Annotated in this window: 19 protein-coding genes and 1 tRNA gene; 8 read left to right on the top strand and 12 right to left on the bottom strand. The window is 62.7% G+C overall.

From position 1 onward, the window contains the following. Positions 1 to 46: 46 nt before the first annotated feature. The 7 genes from GL4_RS16145 to ccrA form a co-directional block, all read right to left on the bottom strand. Positions 47 to 760, bottom strand: coding sequence for a rhomboid family intramembrane serine protease (locus tag GL4_RS16145; RefSeq protein ID WP_045369022.1), 714 nt, complete (start codon positions 758 to 760; stop codon positions 47 to 49). A 17-nt stretch (positions 761 to 777) separates the two neighbouring features. Further along, on the bottom strand, positions 778 to 1,356 hold the full coding sequence (locus GL4_RS16150; RefSeq protein ID WP_045369023.1) for a cob(I)yrinic acid a,c-diamide adenosyltransferase: 579 nt from the start codon (positions 1,354 to 1,356) through the stop codon (positions 778 to 780). A gap of 126 nt (positions 1,357 to 1,482) precedes the next feature. Next, positions 1,483 to 1,683 (bottom strand): twin transmembrane helix small protein, encoded by a 201-nt coding sequence (locus GL4_RS16155; RefSeq protein ID WP_045369024.1) that lies wholly within the window; start codon positions 1,681 to 1,683, stop codon positions 1,483 to 1,485. Between the two features lie 66 nt (positions 1,684 to 1,749). Then, on the bottom strand, positions 1,750 to 2,577 hold the full coding sequence (locus GL4_RS16160; RefSeq protein ID WP_045369025.1) for an SDR family oxidoreductase: 828 nt from the start codon (positions 2,575 to 2,577) through the stop codon (positions 1,750 to 1,752). A 10-nt stretch (positions 2,578 to 2,587) separates the two neighbouring features. After that, positions 2,588 to 3,097, bottom strand: coding sequence for a TspO/MBR family protein (locus GL4_RS16165; RefSeq protein ID WP_045369026.1), 510 nt, complete (start codon positions 3,095 to 3,097; stop codon positions 2,588 to 2,590). A 9-nt stretch (positions 3,098 to 3,106) separates the two neighbouring features. Further along, entirely contained in the window at positions 3,107 to 4,756 is a 1,650-nt protein-coding gene (locus GL4_RS16170) for an acyl-CoA dehydrogenase family protein (RefSeq protein ID WP_045370393.1), read from the bottom strand. Between the two features lie 193 nt (positions 4,757 to 4,949). Continuing rightward, positions 4,950 to 6,257: a crotonyl-CoA carboxylase/reductase gene (gene ccrA / locus GL4_RS16175; RefSeq protein WP_197539052.1), complete on the bottom strand. Its 1,308-nt coding sequence runs from the start codon at positions 6,255 to 6,257 to the stop codon at positions 4,950 to 4,952. 394 nt (positions 6,258 to 6,651) lie between these two features. Here ccrA and GL4_RS16180 point away from each other — a divergent pair, with 394 nt between their 5' ends. Then, complete coding sequence (locus GL4_RS16180; protein WP_045369028.1) at positions 6,652 to 8,652, top strand: protein meaA; 2,001 nt, start codon at positions 6,652 to 6,654, stop codon at positions 8,650 to 8,652. A 20-nt stretch (positions 8,653 to 8,672) separates the two neighbouring features. Here GL4_RS16180 and GL4_RS16185 read toward each other — a convergent pair whose 3' ends face one another. After that, positions 8,673 to 10,148, bottom strand: a complete 1,476-nt coding sequence (locus GL4_RS16185) for an ATP-binding response regulator (protein ID WP_045369029.1) — start codon at positions 10,146 to 10,148, stop codon at positions 8,673 to 8,675. A gap of 244 nt (positions 10,149 to 10,392) precedes the next feature. Between GL4_RS16185 and GL4_RS16190 the strand changes: the two genes are divergently transcribed. The 4 genes from GL4_RS16190 to GL4_RS16205 all read left to right on the top strand — a co-directional run bounded on the left by GL4_RS16190 (position 10,393) and on the right by GL4_RS16205 (position 12,586). Then, entirely contained in the window at positions 10,393 to 10,644 is a 252-nt protein-coding gene (locus GL4_RS16190) for a (2Fe-2S)-binding protein (RefSeq protein WP_045369030.1), read from the top strand. Positions 10,645 to 10,702: 58 nt separating this feature from the next. Further along, positions 10,703 to 11,200: a bacterioferritin gene (gene bfr / locus GL4_RS16195; protein ID WP_045369031.1), complete on the top strand. Its 498-nt coding sequence runs from the start codon at positions 10,703 to 10,705 to the stop codon at positions 11,198 to 11,200. Positions 11,201 to 11,229: 29 nt separating this feature from the next. After that, positions 11,230 to 11,901: an alpha/beta hydrolase gene (locus tag GL4_RS16200; protein WP_045369032.1), complete on the top strand. Its 672-nt coding sequence runs from the start codon at positions 11,230 to 11,232 to the stop codon at positions 11,899 to 11,901. A 118-nt stretch (positions 11,902 to 12,019) separates the two neighbouring features. Continuing rightward, positions 12,020 to 12,586, top strand: coding sequence for an HNH endonuclease (locus tag GL4_RS16205; RefSeq protein WP_045370395.1), 567 nt, complete (start codon positions 12,020 to 12,022; stop codon positions 12,584 to 12,586). A gap of 26 nt (positions 12,587 to 12,612) precedes the next feature. On the opposite strand, the gene GL4_RS16210 is transcribed toward GL4_RS16205, so the two are convergent. Together GL4_RS16210 and GL4_RS16215 are read right to left on the bottom strand one after the other, a co-directional pair. Continuing rightward, positions 12,613 to 13,332, bottom strand: coding sequence for a cytochrome c biogenesis CcdA family protein (locus tag GL4_RS16210; RefSeq protein WP_045369033.1), 720 nt, complete (start codon positions 13,330 to 13,332; stop codon positions 12,613 to 12,615). 21 nt (positions 13,333 to 13,353) lie between these two features. Continuing rightward, entirely contained in the window at positions 13,354 to 13,746 is a 393-nt protein-coding gene (locus GL4_RS16215) for a thioredoxin family protein (RefSeq protein ID WP_045369034.1), read from the bottom strand. Positions 13,747 to 13,913: 167 nt separating this feature from the next. Between GL4_RS16215 and GL4_RS16220 the strand changes: the two genes are divergently transcribed. Next, complete coding sequence (locus GL4_RS16220; protein WP_045369035.1) at positions 13,914 to 14,441, top strand: hypothetical protein; 528 nt, start codon at positions 13,914 to 13,916, stop codon at positions 14,439 to 14,441. Then, a complete protein-coding gene (locus GL4_RS16225) occupies positions 14,438 to 14,836 on the top strand; it encodes a carboxypeptidase-like regulatory domain-containing protein (RefSeq protein ID WP_045369036.1) in 399 nt (132 codons plus the stop codon). The genes GL4_RS16220 and GL4_RS16225 overlap by 4 nt, the downstream gene beginning before the upstream one ends. A gap of 55 nt (positions 14,837 to 14,891) precedes the next feature. Here GL4_RS16225 and GL4_RS16230 read toward each other — a convergent pair whose 3' ends face one another. Together GL4_RS16230 and GL4_RS16235 are read right to left on the bottom strand one after the other, a co-directional pair. Then, positions 14,892 to 15,389 (bottom strand): disulfide bond formation protein B, encoded by a 498-nt coding sequence (locus tag GL4_RS16230; protein WP_082025732.1) that lies wholly within the window; start codon positions 15,387 to 15,389, stop codon positions 14,892 to 14,894. 2 nt (positions 15,390 to 15,391) lie between these two features. Continuing rightward, positions 15,392 to 15,973: a YqaA family protein gene (locus GL4_RS16235; protein ID WP_045369037.1), complete on the bottom strand. Its 582-nt coding sequence runs from the start codon at positions 15,971 to 15,973 to the stop codon at positions 15,392 to 15,394. 169 nt (positions 15,974 to 16,142) lie between these two features. On the opposite strand from GL4_RS16235, the gene GL4_RS16240 reads away from it, so the two are divergent. Then, positions 16,143 to 16,228: transfer RNA gene (locus tag GL4_RS16240), tRNA-Leu, on the top strand. Positions 16,229 to 16,279: the final 51 nt, after the last annotated feature.

Here is a 16,279-nt window from a genome sequence, read left to right on the forward strand (position 1 = left end):
TCAAGTCAATGGTGGCACGAGGCGCCGAATTGCAGCGTCTGAAGCCTTAGGCGCCGCCTCGCGTACGGTCGAAAAGCAGCACTCCCCGCCGCCGCATGAAGAGGATCAGAAGGGCCCCCGAGAGCAGCCCGCCGAGATGCGCCCACCAGGCGACAGCCTCCTCGCTCGCGAAGAATAGATTGGCGAATTGTGCGACGATCCAGATGCCCAGCGCCCAGGCGGCAGTGATGCGGATCGGAATGCGCCAGAGAGCCAGCACCCAGACTTTGACCTTCGGATGCAGGATCAAATAGGCGGAAATCACACCGGCCACCGCGCCCGATGCGCCGATCAGCGGAAGGTCGGACTGCGACAGCATGTAGGTGTGGGCGAGCGCAGCGAAGATCCCGCACATCAGGTAGAACATGATAAAGCGCATATGCCCCATCGCGTCCTCGATATTGTCGCCGAAGACCCACAGGAACAGCATGTTGCCGATCAGGTGAACCCAGCCGCCGTGCAGAAACATGTACGTCACGAGCGTGAGCCGTTCGGGGACCAAGACGCTGCCGGACGCAAGGAAGGGGCTGTCGCCCGCGCTGTTCGCAAGGAACTGAGCCGGGACAACCGCGAAGGCGGTCAGATCTTCGTCCTCCAGCGGCGCCACCCAGCCCGTTTGCAAGACCACATAGATCGCCACATTGAGGGCGATGAGCCCTACCGTCACATAGGGATAGCTGATCTTCTTGAGAGGGTTGGTGTCGTGGAGGGGGATGAACACGGGCGCATCACCCCGCTTCAGCGGTTCTGACCGGGAACCCACAACACGTCGGATGCGCCCTTGTCGTTTGCGTAGCGGGCCGCAACGAACAGGAAATCCGAAAGCCGGTTGATATAACCGACCGCTTGCGTGCTGACGGGCTCGTCGGGGCGCGCCGCAAGCGCAACGACCAAGCGCTCGGCCCGGCGGCAAACCGTCCGGGCCAGATGCAGATAGGCCGCGGCGGGAGAGCCGCCCGGCAGAACAAACGAACGGAGCGGGTCGAGGTCGCCGTTCATCGCGTCGATTTCCGATTCGAGACGCGAGATCTGAGCGTCGCTGACACGAAGCGCCGCTTCGCCCTTCTTCATCTCCTCGGGAAAACAGAGATCGGCACCGAGATCGAAGAGATCGTTCTGGACGCGCATCAGCATGGCGTCGAGTTTGGGATCTGAAGTGCCGGTGTGAACCCGCGCAAGCCCGATCGTCGCATTGGTCTCGTCGACCGTGCCGTAGGCCTCCACGCGCAAATCGTATTTGGCCACGCGGTCGCCCGTGCCGAGCGCCGTCGTCCCATCGTCGCCGGTTCGCGTGTAGATCTTGTTGAGTTTGACCATATTGCCCCAAACGATGGCCCGCGGGGGCAACGCTCCATGGAGCGGCTCCCAAAGGGCCGGGCGCGCCGACCGCTGCCCTGCTCTATCGAAACAGCGTAGCCCTGCCCTGCAAGGGGTCAACCCTGCCTAGTGGGGACGCATCCCCGCAAGATAGGCAATTGCCATCGCTACGATAAGGGCGGCGAGCTGCAAAAGGACGCGGGCGCGCATCAATTTCTGGCTGAGATTGGGATTGTTGCCCCTAAGCATGTTGAACAGGCCGAGGATCAGGACGATCACGACCGCCAAGACCGCGAACGGCAAAATCCAGCGAAGAGCGTATTCCAAAGCGGCCTCCAAGAGCTCCCGTTTGACGGGCTGTGTTTGGGCGCAGTCCGCGCCAAACGAATGAGTCTAGTTCTTCGCGGCGACAAAATCGAGCGCGCGCGTCGGCAGAATTCGGCGCAAGTAAGCACCCACAAAGGTCGGGACGGTTACGTAGTAACGCGTCTTGGGACGCTTCGCTTCGAGCGCATGAACAAGCCGGCGGCAAACCGCCTCCGGCTCGAGCTTGAACGCCATCTGCCCGCCGTCTTCCATCTTTGCAAGCCGTTCACGGTAGATCTCGGCATGGGCCGAATTCTCCATGTCGATATTCTGCTTGTAGTGCTTGATCGCCGTCTCGATGAAACGCGTGCGAATGGGCCCCGGCTCGATCAAGCTCACGTGGATGCCGGTGTCCTTCAACTCCATGCGGAGCGTATCCGTCAGCGCCTCGATGGCGAATTTCGAGGCGCAATAGGCCCCGCGATAGGGCGCGGCAAGCAGGCCGAGGACGGAGGAGCACTGAACGATGCGCCCCTCGTTGCGGGCCCGCATGGGCGCGATCACCCGGCGCGTCAGATCGTGCCAGCCGAACACATTGGCCTCGAACTGCGCCCGCAGCGCCTCGGTCGGCAGATCTTCGATCGCGCCGGCCTGGCCGTAGGCGCCGTTGTTGAAGAGTGCGGTCAGCGTCCCATCCGTGGCCGCCCGGACGTGATCGGCAGCGGCCGCAATCGAATCGGGTTCCGTGTAGTCGAGATAGACGCTCTCGACGCCGACCTCGTCCTTGAGGCGCGCCAAGTCTTCCGGCTCGCGGGCCGTGGCGAACACGCGCCAGCCGCGGGTCTTCATCGTCTCCGCTGCCGCGAGCCCGATCCCGGACGAACAGCCTGTGATAAGGACGGAGTGCTGCGCCATACCGCCGCCCTTAAGCCGCGCCGGCGTTCAGGGCCCAGATCGCGAAGTTCAAGCCGGCGGCGAAGCCGACCCAAAGCAGATAGGGGACGAGAAGGAGCGCGGCCACCCGGCTGACCCGGTCGAAAAACACCATGGTCAGAACGATTGCGACCAGCAGCCACAAGATCACCGCAAGACCGGCGATGGGGCTGTGCATCTGAAAGAACGCGAAGGACCAGAGCACGTTCAGCGCGAGTTGGATGCCGAACCAGGTCAGGGCCGTCTTCTTGTCGCCCTCGTCGGACGGGCGCCGCCAGACGAGCCACGCCGACACCGCCATCACGGCGTACAGGATCGTCCACACGACGGGGAAGACGCTGTTCGGCGGCGTGAAGCCCGGCTTCTCGAGCGTGGCGTACCAGGCGAGATTCGGCGTGGTGAAGGCGCTGCCGATGAGCGACGCGGCAAAGCAGATCAGCAGCGCAACGCCGAGCCCTATCAATGACCGTTTGGACGCGATGGGCTCGGCCGCATTACTCATGGCTCATACTCACAGCTCGAGCAGGCGCCGCGCGATCACATGAGCCTGGATCTCGGCCGCGCCCTCGAAGATCGACAGGATGCGCGCATCGCACAGCACCCGGCTGATCGTATATTCGAGCGCGAAGCCGTTGCCGCCATGGATCTGCAGCGCATTGTCGGCTGCCGCCCAGGCCACACGCGCGGCGAGAAGCTTTGCCATGCCCGCTTCCAGATCGCAGCGCTCGCCGTGATCCTTCTTGCGCGCCGAGTAGTAGGTGAGCTGCCGGGCGAACAAAATTTCCGCCGCCATCATGGCCAGCTTGTCGGACACGCGCGGGAAATTGATGATCGGCTTGCCGAACTGGACACGCTCCATGCCGTACCGAAGGCCGATATCGAGCGCGGACTGCGCCACGCCGATGGCCCGTGCGGCCGTCTGGATGCGCGCCGCCTCGAAGGTCTGCATGAGCTGCTTGAAGCCCTGACCTTCGACGCCGCCGAGAAGATTGGCCGCCGGCACTTCGAAATTGTCGAAAGAGATATCGAACTCCTTCATGCCGCGATAGCCGAGCACTTCGATCTCGCCGCCGGACATGCCGGCTGCCGGGAAAGGTTTCTCGTCCGTACCGCGCGGCTTCGGCGCCAGGAACATCGACAGGCCGCGATAACCCTTCTCGTTCGGGTCGGTACGCGCCAGCACGGTCATGAGATCGGCGCGCGCGGCATGGGTGATCCAGGTCTTCTGGCCGGTGATTTTGTAGACGTCGCCGTCCTTCACAGCGCGCGTTGTCAGCGAAGCAAGGTCGGAGCCCGTGTTCGGCTCGGTGAAGACAGCCGTGGGCAGGATCTCGCCGCTGGCGATCTTCGGCAGCCACTCTTCCTTCTGGGCGTCGGTGCCGCCGTTGTGGATCAGTTCCTCGGCGATCTCCGAGCGCGTGCCGAGCGAGCCCACGCCGATATAACCGCGTGACAGCTCCTCGGAGACGACGCACATGGCTTCCTTGCCGAGACCCAAGCCGCCGAGTTCTTCCGGCAGCGTCAGCGAGAACACGCCGAGTTCGGCCATCTGGTTGACCAGCTCGAGCGGAATGTAATCGTCCTTGAGGTGCCACTCCTGCGCATGAGGCACCACCTCGGCCAGAGAGAAGCGCCGCATCTCGTTTCGGATTTCCTCGAAAGTCTCGTCGAGACCCGGATCGCCGAAATTGGCCGCCGCGGCGCCCTCGGCGTCCTGGATCAAGGTCGAAACGCGCGCGCGCATCTCGGGCGTCACGCCCTGGATGAGGGCCACGACGTTGTCGGTCAGAAATGCTTCCTTCGCTGCGTCCGGCACCCCGAGCTCGTGCAGGCGGATAGTCTCACCTTGACTCATGACGACGCCGCCCGCGAGCTGCGCCAGATACTCGCCGATCACGATCTGGGTAAGCAGTCCCTCCAACTCACCGAATCGCCCCTCTTCGGAGGTGCGCTTGGCATAGTCAGCCATCTGCCGGATGCCCTCGACATAGGTGGCAATCCAGGCCAGGCCATGGGCGATATGCTCCTCGCGCTCCAGCGCGGCATTGTCGACCTTGCCGTCCGGGGCAACCTTGGCTTTTACGGCCTCGGTGGCTGCAGCGCCCAGGGTTCCGGCCGCCTCGGCGGCGGCGTCAAGGAGCGGGATCAAACGGTCGGTCATCGATTCGGTGGCGGTCAACGTCGGGTTCCTCCGGTCGTGCGATCGAGGTTTGTTCCACACCGAACCGCGCGCGGCAGTGCGAGTCAAACCCCAATCGGCTTGGGGGACATGAAAGTACAACGCGCCCCGGACCGAATGCCCGAGGCGCGCCTACGGCTGCCGGAGCAGCCGAATTCCAGAACCGGCCGGGCTGTTAGGCCTTGCCGTGAGTCTCTTCGCTCGCCTCGATCACGTCCTCGAAAGTGCGAAGACCGGTGACGGGCGCGCTCACCAGCACGGCCATGTTGCCGGGACGGTGCTCGTTGTTCCACATGCGCATATGCGCCTTGGGGATCTGATCCCACGGGAACACTTCGGACATGCACGGATCGATGTGACGCTCGATCACCAGCTTGTTCGCCATGCTCGCCTGCTGCAGATGCGCGAAGTGCGAGCCCTGGACGCGCTTCTGATGCATCCAGACGTAGCGTGCGTCCATGGTCAGGTTGTAGCCGGTGGTGCCCGCGCAGAACACGACCATGCCGCCGCGCTTCACGATCAGGGTGGAGACCGGGAAAGTCGCCTCGCCCGGATGCTCGAACACGCAGTCGACGTTCACGCCCTTACCAGTGATGTCCCAGATGGCCTTGCCGAACTTGCGCGCTTCTTTCAGCCAAGTATCAAACTCGGGCGAGCCCACCTTCGGCAACTGCCCCCAGCAATTGAAGTCCTTGCGGTTGATGACGCCCTTGGCGCCGAGCGACATCACGAAGTCGCGCTTGTCGTCCTCGGAAACCACGCCGATGGCGTTGGCGCCGGCGGTCGCGCAGAGCTGGATCGCCATGGAGCCCAGACCGCCCGAGGCGCCCCAGACCAGGACATTGTGTCCCGGCTTCAGGGTGTGCGGCCGATGGCCGAACAGCATGCGGTAAGACGTCGCGAGGGTCAGCGTGTAACAAGCCGCTTCCTCCCAGGTTAGGTGCTGCGGACGCGGCAGAAGCTGACGATCCTGCACGCGCGCAAACTGCGCAAACGACCCGTCCGGCGTCTCGTAGCCCCAAATGCGCTGAGACGTGGAGAACATCGGATCGCCGCCGTTGCACTCTTCGTCGTCGCCGTCGTCCTGGTTGCAGTGGATGACGACTTCGTCGCCGACCTTCCAGCGCTTCACCTTGGACCCGACGGCCCAGACAATGCCCGAAGCGTCGGAACCGGCGATATGGAACGGGTTCTTATGGACGTTGAACATGGAAACCGGCGTGCCGAGCGAAGCCCAAACGCCGTTGTAGTTGACGCCCGCAGCCATCACGAGAACGAGTACGTCGTGGGAGTCCAGTTCCCAGGTCGGAACCACCTCGACCTGCATGGCCTGATCGGGAGGACCCTCGCGGTCCTGGCGGATCGCCCAGGCGTACATGTTCTTCGGCACGTGGCCCAGGGGCGGAATCTCGCCGATCTCATAGAGATCCTTGATTTCGCCGCGCGTTGCGGGTGCGTCCGCTGAAACTTCACCTATCGACATCTCATTCATCCGGTTGTCCCCCCAGTCCTCTATTTGTCGGGGCGCTTTTTTGCATTTGCGAGAATTGTCTTCGATCCATCTCGCGACTGCAACATCTTTGCGGGCCGCAGACCTTGTCCGCCTGCCCGCACTGAAAACGCCGGGGCTCACATGGAAATGCCCAAATTTTGGCAGGGCTGCCTTAATCGGTCAGGAGGGTTAGCAAAAAGAATCGCCTCTTGCCAGAGGAAGAATCACTTCCGGGGCAACCCGCCGGTAAGCGGCGGCGATCACTTTTGAGGCTTTCAAAGGCCCGGCAGGGCGATTTACAACGCTTCTAACGGCATATTGCCCGCACGCCCCGGGCATGCTTCGATGCACCGCACACGAACAGGGGACGGTTTCAGCAAGAGCTATGAGCGGCAACACAGACAGCGACAAGCCGGTGCGCGATAAACCGTGGATGTTCCGCACCTATGCGGGCCATTCGACGGCCAAGGCTTCGAACGAACTCTATCGGAAGAACCTCTCCAAGGGGCAAACCGGCCTTTCCATCGCCTTCGATCTGCCGACGCAGACCGGCTACGACTCCGATTCTCCGCTGGCCCGCGGCGAGGTAGGCAAAGTCGGCGTGCCCGTCTCCCATCTCGGCGACATGCGGACGCTGCTCGACGGCATTCCGCTCGGCGAAATGAATACCTCGATGACCATCAACGCGCCGGCGGCGTGGTTGCTGTCGCTCTACATCTCGCTCGCGGACGAGCAAGGCACGGACCGGACCAAGCTCACCGGCACGACGCAGAACGACATCATTAAGGAATATCTCTCGCGCGGCACTTACGTGTTCCCGCCGGACCCTTCGTTGCGGCTTATCAAGGACGTGATCGTCTTCACGAACCAAGAAGTGCCGAAGTGGAATCCGACCAATGTCTGCTCCTACCACTTGCAGGAAGCGGGCGCGACGCCGGCCCAGGAACTCGCCTTCGCACTGGCCACGGCGCAGGCCGTGCTCGACCGCGTCAAGGAGTCCGGCGAGGTTCCAGAGGAGAGATTTCCCAAGGTCGTCGCCGCCATCAGCTTCTTCGTCAATGCGGGTGTCCGCTTCATCACCGAGATCTCGAAGATGCGGGCGTTTGTGGATCTGTGGGACGAGATCGCGCTCAATCGTTATGGCGTCGAGGAGCCCAAGTTGCGCCGCTTCCGCTACGGCGTGCAGGTCAACTCTCTCGGCCTGACCGAGCCGCAGCCCGAAAACAACGTGTACCGCATTTTGCTTTCGATGCTGGCGGTGACGCTGTCGAAGAAGGCGCGCGCCCGCGCCGTGCAGCTTCCCGCTTGGAACGAAGCGCTAGGTTTGCCGCGCCCCTGGGATCAGCAATGGTCGCTGCGGCTGCAGCAGATCGTCGCCTACGAGACCGACCTTCTGGAATATCAAGACATCTTCGACGGCTCCGAGGTAATCGACAGGAAGGTCGAGGAGCTGAAGGAGCAGGCCCGCGCCGAACTCGCCAAGATCGACGCCATGGGCGGCGCGGTGGCCAGCATCGATTACATGAAGGAGGCTTTGATCGCCTCCAACGCGCTCCGCATTGCCGATATCGAGCGGGGCGACCAGGTTCTCGTGGGCGTCAATCGTTATACCGAGACCGAGCCCTCGCCGCTGGACTCCGGCGTCGAAGGTATCCTCACGGTTCCGGAATCGGTAGAGCTCGAACAGGTCGCCGCGCTCCAGGCGTGGCGCCAGAATCGCGACAATGCCGCCGTCAACAAGGCTCTCACCGAGCTGAAGGAAGCCGCAAGCGAGGGCCGCAACATCATGCCGCCGTCAATCGAAGCCGCCAAAGCCGGCGTCACCACCGGCGAGTGGGGCGCGGTGCTGCGCGAAGTCTTCGGCGAATACAGAGCCCCGACCGGCATCGGCGCGGCGCATGTTGTCGACGAAGCGCGCATGGCGGAAATCCGCGATCTCGTCAGCGAGGTTTCCGGCAAGCTAGGCCGCACGCTGACTTTTGTCGTCGGAAAGCCGGGCCTCGACGGCCACTCCAACGGCGCGGAGCAGATTGCCGTGCGCGCCGACGACGTGGGCATGAAAGTGGTCTATGACGGCATTCGTCTGACTCCCGCCGAGATCGTCGCACAAGCGAAAGAATCCAAGGCGCACGTTGTCGGGCTCTCGATCCTGTCGGGAAGCCACGTCTCGCTCGTGCGCGATGTGGTGCAGAAGCTTCGCGAGGCCGGCATGAGCGACGTCCCCGTCGTCGTGGGCGGCATCATTCCGCAGGAAGACGTCAACATCCTGAAGCAGTGCGGCGCTTCGGCGGTCTACACGCCCAAGGACTTCCAGCTCAACGAGATCATGACCGGAATCGTCAATCTCGTTGACCAGAATGCCGACGCTTTGGCCAAAGCCGGCTAGCGAACGCGCGCAGGGAAGGCCTAGTAGACCGGGGTCCAGTCCTCTTCGTCGGCGTCTTCCTGTTTCGCCGGGACCAGCGGCACGAGCGCCGCGTAGAGATCGAGACCCTGAATGGGCTTGTCGACTGACGCATTCACGCCCGCTTCGACATACGACTTCTCGTCTTCCGTGTCCGACAATGTCGCGAGCGCAACGATCGGCACATGCGCCGAGACCGATTCCTGGGACCGGATGCGCTGCGCCAATTGGAGCCCCCGATAGTCGGGAAGCACGGTGTCCATGAGCACAACGTCATAGGAGCGCTGGGCCAGGCACATCAGCGCCGCAGCCCCTGTCTCGGCGACATCGAACGTCAGCCCGAACTCGTCGAGATACGCTCCGATCAGAAGCCGGTTGACCGTGTTGTCTTCGATCATGAGCGCATGTCCTGCCAACGAGCCGGCATGGTCACGCTTCTGCTCCGGCTTGCGCCGCGCCGAGCGCGCGGGCACCTGTTCGGGCTTCGGTTCCGGCTCAGGCATCGGCTCAGGTTCGGGCAACGGTTCCGGCTCAGGCACCGGCGTCTCAAGCATCTCCGCCATGGCCCGCTCGGCCGCCAGGCTGCCGGTCAACGGCTGCTCGAAAGCAATGACATCCGCATCGACGACATCCACCTCGTCGAGTTCGAGCATGTCGGCTGGGGCGGGCTGCGAGGATCGCTTGGCGGTCTCTTGTTCGGACACCAGGGCCTTGAACGTGAACCAGTACAGCGCCCCTTGTCCCAAGGCGCTGTCACACGAGACCTCGCCCCCCATGGCCTCGGCGATCCGCTGCGCGATCGGCAGGCCAAGACCGCCGTCGGACCGCGACATATCGGTCGAAGGCTGGAACAGGCGGGCCTGTTGCTCTGGGGTCATGCCGGGGCTGGTGTCGGTAATGTCGAAACGAACGGTCACCGGCGAGGCGGCGTCGTTGACGCTGACGTAAAGGCGGATCGACCCTTCGGCCGTGGCTTTGATGGAGGTCTCCATCAACGCCATCAGTACCTGGCGGACGCGCATGGCGTCCCCGACGATATAGCGGGGGCAATTCGACGCCATGTCGACGCTGCTGGTCAGCCCCTTGGCCGCGGCGCAAGCCTGCAAGGCGGAGGCTGTTTCGCGGACGAGGGCGTGAAAATCGAAGGGCTCCACCGAAAAGTCGGCCTCGCCCGACTGGAGCGTGCTGAAGTCGAGCACTTCGGTCAGCGCGCTCAAGATGCGATGCATCGAATGGGACAGGGTTTCCGCGTCGCGCCGCTGCGCAAGATTGAGCGGCCCGTCGAGGATCCGGTCGGTCAACGCCGTGACGGATTCCATCGGCGGGCGCAGCTTTTTGCTGACGACGTCGAGAAGCCCCAGGGTCCCTGCGTTCGCTGCCTCCGCCGCCGCGCGCGCCTGCCGCTCCGCCTCGAGTTGCGCGACGAGGCCTTCGATCTGCCCGTACAGATCGTCGGCGCGAAATTCATTAACCTGCATTTTTGCCCCACCAGATAGTCAGCTTGCATGTTCGTAAGCCCGAGCATCGGGGAGATGATTTAAAAGGCCGCTAAGTGGCTTGGTTGACGATTCCCTAAGCCCCCGCTTTAAAGACCGGAACTCCGCAGTTTTCTCGCGCGAAAGCCGCCGTGGCGAAGCCTGACGCACTCAAGGCGTCCCGCTCAGGTGCGGCTATCCCCGCGGGACCGGAGACAAAGGCACGCGCTACACCTAGAAGCACACGATGATCATCTGCTCTTGCACCGTCCTCACGTCGGAGGAGATTCACGAAGCCGTCGCGTCACTGCGGACGAAGGATCCGTTCGTCGTCCTGACGCCCGGGCTGATCTACAAAACGCTCGGCAAGCGGCCGAAATGCGGGGATTGCATGCCATTGGTGGTGAAACTGATCGTCGGGTACGATGAGGAGGGACCCGTGTCCGCAGCCTCGTTTCCGCACCGGTCTCCCTTCGACGATACGCCACCTGCGGACTAGCCAGGCTTGAGGAATTACCTTATAACTATTCTAAACTGTAAATGGAGATGAGGTTCCGATGAAGGGCAATCCACGGGTAATCGACTATCTGAACAAGTCGTTGACGCATGAGCTGACAGCGGTGAACCAGTATTGGCTGCACTATCGTCTGCTCGACGACTGGGGCTATCAGAAGCTCGCCGCGAAAGAGCGCGAAGAGTCGATCGAGGAGATGCAGCACGCGGACAAGCTCGTCACGCGCATTATCTTCCTCGAGGGTTTCCCGAACATGCAGAAGCTCGATCCGCTCATGATCGGGCAGAATGTCAAAGAGATCCTGGAATGCGACCTCAAGGCTGAGTACAGCGCCCGTGCGCTCTACATGGAAGCCCGCGCGGCCTGCCGCGACGAAGAGGACTATGTCAGCATGCTGCTGTTCGAAGAGCTTTTGAAGGACGAGGAAGGCCACATCGATTATATTGAGACCCAGCTTGGCCTCCTGAGCGACATCGGCGCTCAGAATTACGGTCAGCTCAATGCCAAGTCCGCCGACGATGTCGACGGCGGCGACGACTAGGACTCAATAGCGCAGGTTCCGGCAGTCCTATGACAACTTCCGAGCTTGATGGTCCCCGCTTGGCGCCAGCCGCCGGCGGGGCACCCAAGCAACTTGTCGTCTTCCTCCATGGCTACGGCGCGGACGGAAACGACCTGATCGCCCTCGGACGCGAATGGGCGCCGCTCCTGCCGCACGCGGCCTTCGTGTCGCCTCATGCGCCCGAGCCCTGCGGCATGGCCCCCATGGGCCGCCAATGGTTCGACCTGTCCATGGGCGACATGTCGATCATCGCGGCCGGGGTCAAACGCGCGGCGCCGGCCCTCGATTCGTTTCTCGATGCCGAACTCGAACGCCAGGGGCTGACGGCCGAATCGCTCGCGCTGGTGGGCTTCAGCCAAGGCACGATGATGGCGCTGGCCGTGGGACTGACCCGCCAAGCAAGGCCCGCGGCGATCGTCGGTTATTCCGGCGCGCTGGCGACAATGGAGGGGCTGCCGCCCCCTGGAGAGGGACCGGCCATCCTTCTCGTCCACGGCGACATGGACGAGGTGATCCCGGTCGAGGCGATGACCATGGCCCGCGAAGCCTTGGGTCAGGCGGGTTTGAGCGTGCAGTGGCATGTGAGCCGCGGCATCGGCCACGGGATCGACGGCGATGGGTTGCGCCTCGGCGGCGAGTTCCTCAAGCAGGCGTTCGCGGGCACCCTGATTGCGGGTTGAGGGTGTCACAATCACATCATCTAGGGTCCTTCACATTCGTGACACGTGCTTATAGTATCTCCCGCGACAACTGAGGTTGGACCCGAGTGCGACGGGCAACGAAGAGGACTTGAGGGCCTTGAACGTCGCAACAGCATCGGCCGCACCGGGGACTTACCCCGCTCTTGTGCTGAATGCTGACTACCGGCCCCTCTCCTATTACCCGCTCTCTCTTTGGAATTGGCAGGATACGGTGAAGGCCGTTTTCCTCGACCGAGTGAACATCGTCTCCGAATACGATTACGCGGTGCACTCGCCCTCCTTCGAGATGAAGCTGCCGAGCGTGGTCTCACTCAAGAGCTACGTGCGCCCGGCGCTCTACCCCGCGTTCACCCGATTCAACGTCTTCCTGCGCGACCGCTTCACCTGCCAATATTGCGGGACCGGTCAGGATCTCACCTTCGACCACCTCATTCCCCGGAACCGAGGCGGCCTCACGCGGTGGGACAACGTGGTCACGGCGTGTGCGCCCTGCAACCTGGCCAAGGGTGGCGAAATGCCGAGCCGAGGCAAGATGTGGCCCGCGCAAACGCCTTATCGCCCGACTGTGTTCGAACTGCATCGCAACGGTCGGCTGTTCCCGCCGAACTATCTCCACGAAAGCTGGCTCGACTATCTGTACTGGGATACGGAACTGGAGCCGTAAGAGCCGCCGCCGGTCGCGGCTCGCATCTAGTAACGCGTGGTCAGGCTGGTGAGCCAATCCGGAGACGCGCTGACGAGCCAAGCCTCGAGCGTCTTATCCGCGCCGGTCGCCACCAGAAGCCCGACAGCGACGAGCACGATCCCCAGCAGCATCTTGCCGCCTCTGCCGGCCTCGGCCAACTTACCGCGCCAGCGCAGCATGGCCTCGCGCGAGGCAAAGCCCAACGCCATCAGCGGCAGCGCCGCGCCGACACCGAAGGCGAGCATGGTCAAGGCGACTTGCCCCAGGTCCTCGCCCTTGGCCGCGAGCACGGACGCCGCGCCCAAGGTCGGACCGACGCACGGGGCCCAGACCGCGCCGAGAAGAACGCCGACGCCAAACTGACCCCATAAACTCGTGCCGGAGAACCCGCCGAAGCGATCCTCGACCCAGTTGCCGACCGGGCCGGCCGCCACGGCGACCTGCGCTTGCAGACGCGGCACGAGCAGCACAACGCCCACGGCAATGAGGAGCATCGCCGCCACAAGCCGGAACACATCCGTATCCAGGCCGATGGCAAAGCCGATCGTCGCCACGAACAGGCCGATCAGGGTGAAGGAGATCGCCACGCCCAGTGCCAGCGCTGCCGGACCAAGCCGGTGCTCGCTCTGCGCCGTGCCGAACACGATGGGAAGCAGCGGCAGGACGCAAGGCGATAGCACCGACAGGAGGCCGGCAAGTAGCGCGAGCCCGAGTGTTGCGAGCATGATGTGGCTCCGGCCGGATGCTTACAGCGTCAGATCGAGCATGCCTTCGATGGCCACCGGGCTCGTGGACCCGACCGACCGGACAAGCTCATCCTTGCCCTTGAACACGATCAGCGTGCTTTGAGAGCGCACGTTCAACGCCTTGAGGACATCCTTGTCCTTATCGAAATCGGCTCTGAGGATGAGCAGTTTCTCGTACTTAGGCTGCTGCGTCAGTTCCTCGATAATCGGCTTCTGCGCCCGGCACGTGGGGCACCAGGCAGCATAGACATCCACCAGGATCGGCTTTCCCGCACTTTGGGCCTCGGCCAGCGCCTCGGGGCTGTAGGGCTGAACCTCCGCAGCCGACGCCGGGGAGGCCGCTACGAGGAAGAGGGCAACAAGGCCGGCAAACAGCGCACGAATCTGGGTCATTTCATTCTCCAAGAAGGGATTAATTCCCCATCTTGGTACCAGCCGGACCATGCGGGCGGCCAATCAAGGTGTTTGAAATTGTCGTGAGGCGGTTCTGCGCCCCCATGCACAACTTATGGACGTTATAAGTAATTTGAACTACTTTAAAGGGAGCGGAGGGCAGAGAAATGAACACTGAGAGCCTTGTTCTTATCGCCGGCGTTCTCCTGATTGCTTTTGTCGCGGTGGCCGGCGGTATCGTCGCGCTCATACGTCAAAAGGTCGTCGTAGACCAAGCCGGCCATGTGACGGACATTGAGATTCCGCTACTCGGAAGATTCAGAAGCAACTACCCGTCGATTGCGGCCGTCGTGATCGGGACGCTGCTCGCGTTCGGCACACTCCACATGACGGGTATCAAGCCCAGCAAAGTTCCGATAACGGCGAAGGTTTTTGTGGCCTCCTCGAACGGTCAAATGCGACCAAACGTGATCGTCGGAGCCATCCCGAGAGAGTACCGGGTTGAACAGCCTCAGGTGGCAGCCTCGCATTGGAAGGAAATAAAAGTCTTCGTCGACAAGTCGAAGACCTATGGCGTGATCGTGTACACGCCGGTCCATATCGATCCCGAAACAGGCAGCACTACGCTTGCTGCCGTTTACGGCACGCCCGATGAGAACAACGTCTTCGAAGCCCGATTGGAGCTCAACAAATGAGATCCCTGATCACACTGATGCTGGCATTGATACTAGCGACAGCTGCACCGGCTGCCCGCGCCGACAACAGCGACATCTCAGGCACTCTTGCGATGCCAAACGGTAAAGCAATTAAGGGCTATCCCGTCATCCTGTCCGGAACGTTCAGCTCCGGCGCAACCCAATACTGGGTAACAACAACCGACGAAGCCGGAGCATTCAATTTCGAAGGTATGCCGGCAGGACAATACACAGTGACACCTGCGAACGAGCCAACGGCCTCTCACAGCGTCACGATTCAGGAAAAGCAGAAGACTTTTCTCGACTACTTCAGCACGGCGACGGGCACGGCCAAAGAGGATGTCGGGACGCTCACGGTTGCACCTGGCGACAAACTACAAACGCCGTCGGAATAACCGTCGCGGCAGCACGCGTCCGCTCGGCGGAGCTGCAAAGGCCCGAATGAGCGGGTCAACGGCGCAGCGCCGCGCCCCAGAGCGCAATCGCGGCGAGCGCGGCCGAAACCACGGCATTCCAGCCGGCGAAGGACAGGCCGAGGAACCGCCAGGCCGCCTCGTCGCAACGGATGACCGGAGTATCGACAATGCCCTCTTGGCTCCATGTCAGATCGAACCCGCCGGCACAGGTCTCGGGACCCGGCCAAAACTTCCACTCGGCCCCCGCGTGGTAGACGCCAAGGCCCATGTTGAGGAGGAAGCCGATCGCGATGAGCAGGAGCACCAGACGGGCGAAGCCGAAGGTCTCGGCGCGCGCGGCGAGGAACGCGACCACGGCCGCCGGGACCCCGAAGTAATAGGCGTAACGCTCTTGGAGGCAGAGCGGGCACGGAGCGTAGCCGCCGATGTGCTCGAACGTGTGCGCCGTGAGGATGATCAGCAGCGCGCCGCCAAACACAATAGCGCTCGCCGCCATCATCCGTCCCGCCAGCGTGTCGCGCGTATCGTCCATGGTCACATCACGTATTTGATGAGCACGAAGCCGCCGATCAACAGCACGACGAACACGACCGACAGAATGCCGAAATACTTGTCGATGAAGGTCTTGATCGGCGGTCCGAACCAGTAAAGCAGCCCTGCGACCGCGAAGAAGCGAATGCCGCGCGCGGCGACGCTGGCGATCATGAACACGAAGAAGTTCAGCTGCGTTACGCCGCTGGCGATGGTGATGACCTTGTACGGAAACGGTGTCACACCCGCGATGAATACGATCCAGGCGCCAAACTCGTTGTAGCGCGCCGCGAAGTCCTCGAACTTCTCCCCGTAGCCGTAGAAGTTGAGGATCGGCTGACCGATCGTATCGAATAGGAAATAGCCGATGATATAGCCGAAAATGCCGCCCAGCACGGAGGCGATTGTGGCGATGGCGGCGAACAGCCAGGCTTTGCGCCGCTCCGCCAGCACCATCGGAATCAGCATGATGTCCGGGGGAAGCGGGAAAACGGAACTCTCGATAAAGGACACCCCCGCAAGCGCCCAGGGCGCGTTCCGGTGCGCCGCGAGATCCATCATCTTGTCGTACGCGCGCTTCAGCATGGCGCTTCCTTTAGCGGTGCGCGCATCGCCTGTCTATCGCCGTGGATGACGGCCTGCGGCGAAACGAGCCGATGGGGCATTGGCGCACCTGTAGATATTGACCCGGCGCAGGGCTTGCCCCATGTTCCGGCCCCTTGGTCTCGACGGCCTTGTAGCCTGAAGGACTTTGGCCCCAGTGGCGGAATGGTAGACGCGACAGACTCAAAATCTGTTGTCCGCAAGGGCGTGCTGGTTCGAGTCCGGCCTGGGGCACCACCACTCCTGACCGATAATTTGCCAACCGTCTCGCAGCCGCCGTTCCATGCG

This window comes from Methyloceanibacter caenitepidi, assembly GCF_000828475.1.
GTDB lineage: Bacteria > Pseudomonadota > Alphaproteobacteria > Rhizobiales > Methyloligellaceae > Methyloceanibacter > Methyloceanibacter caenitepidi.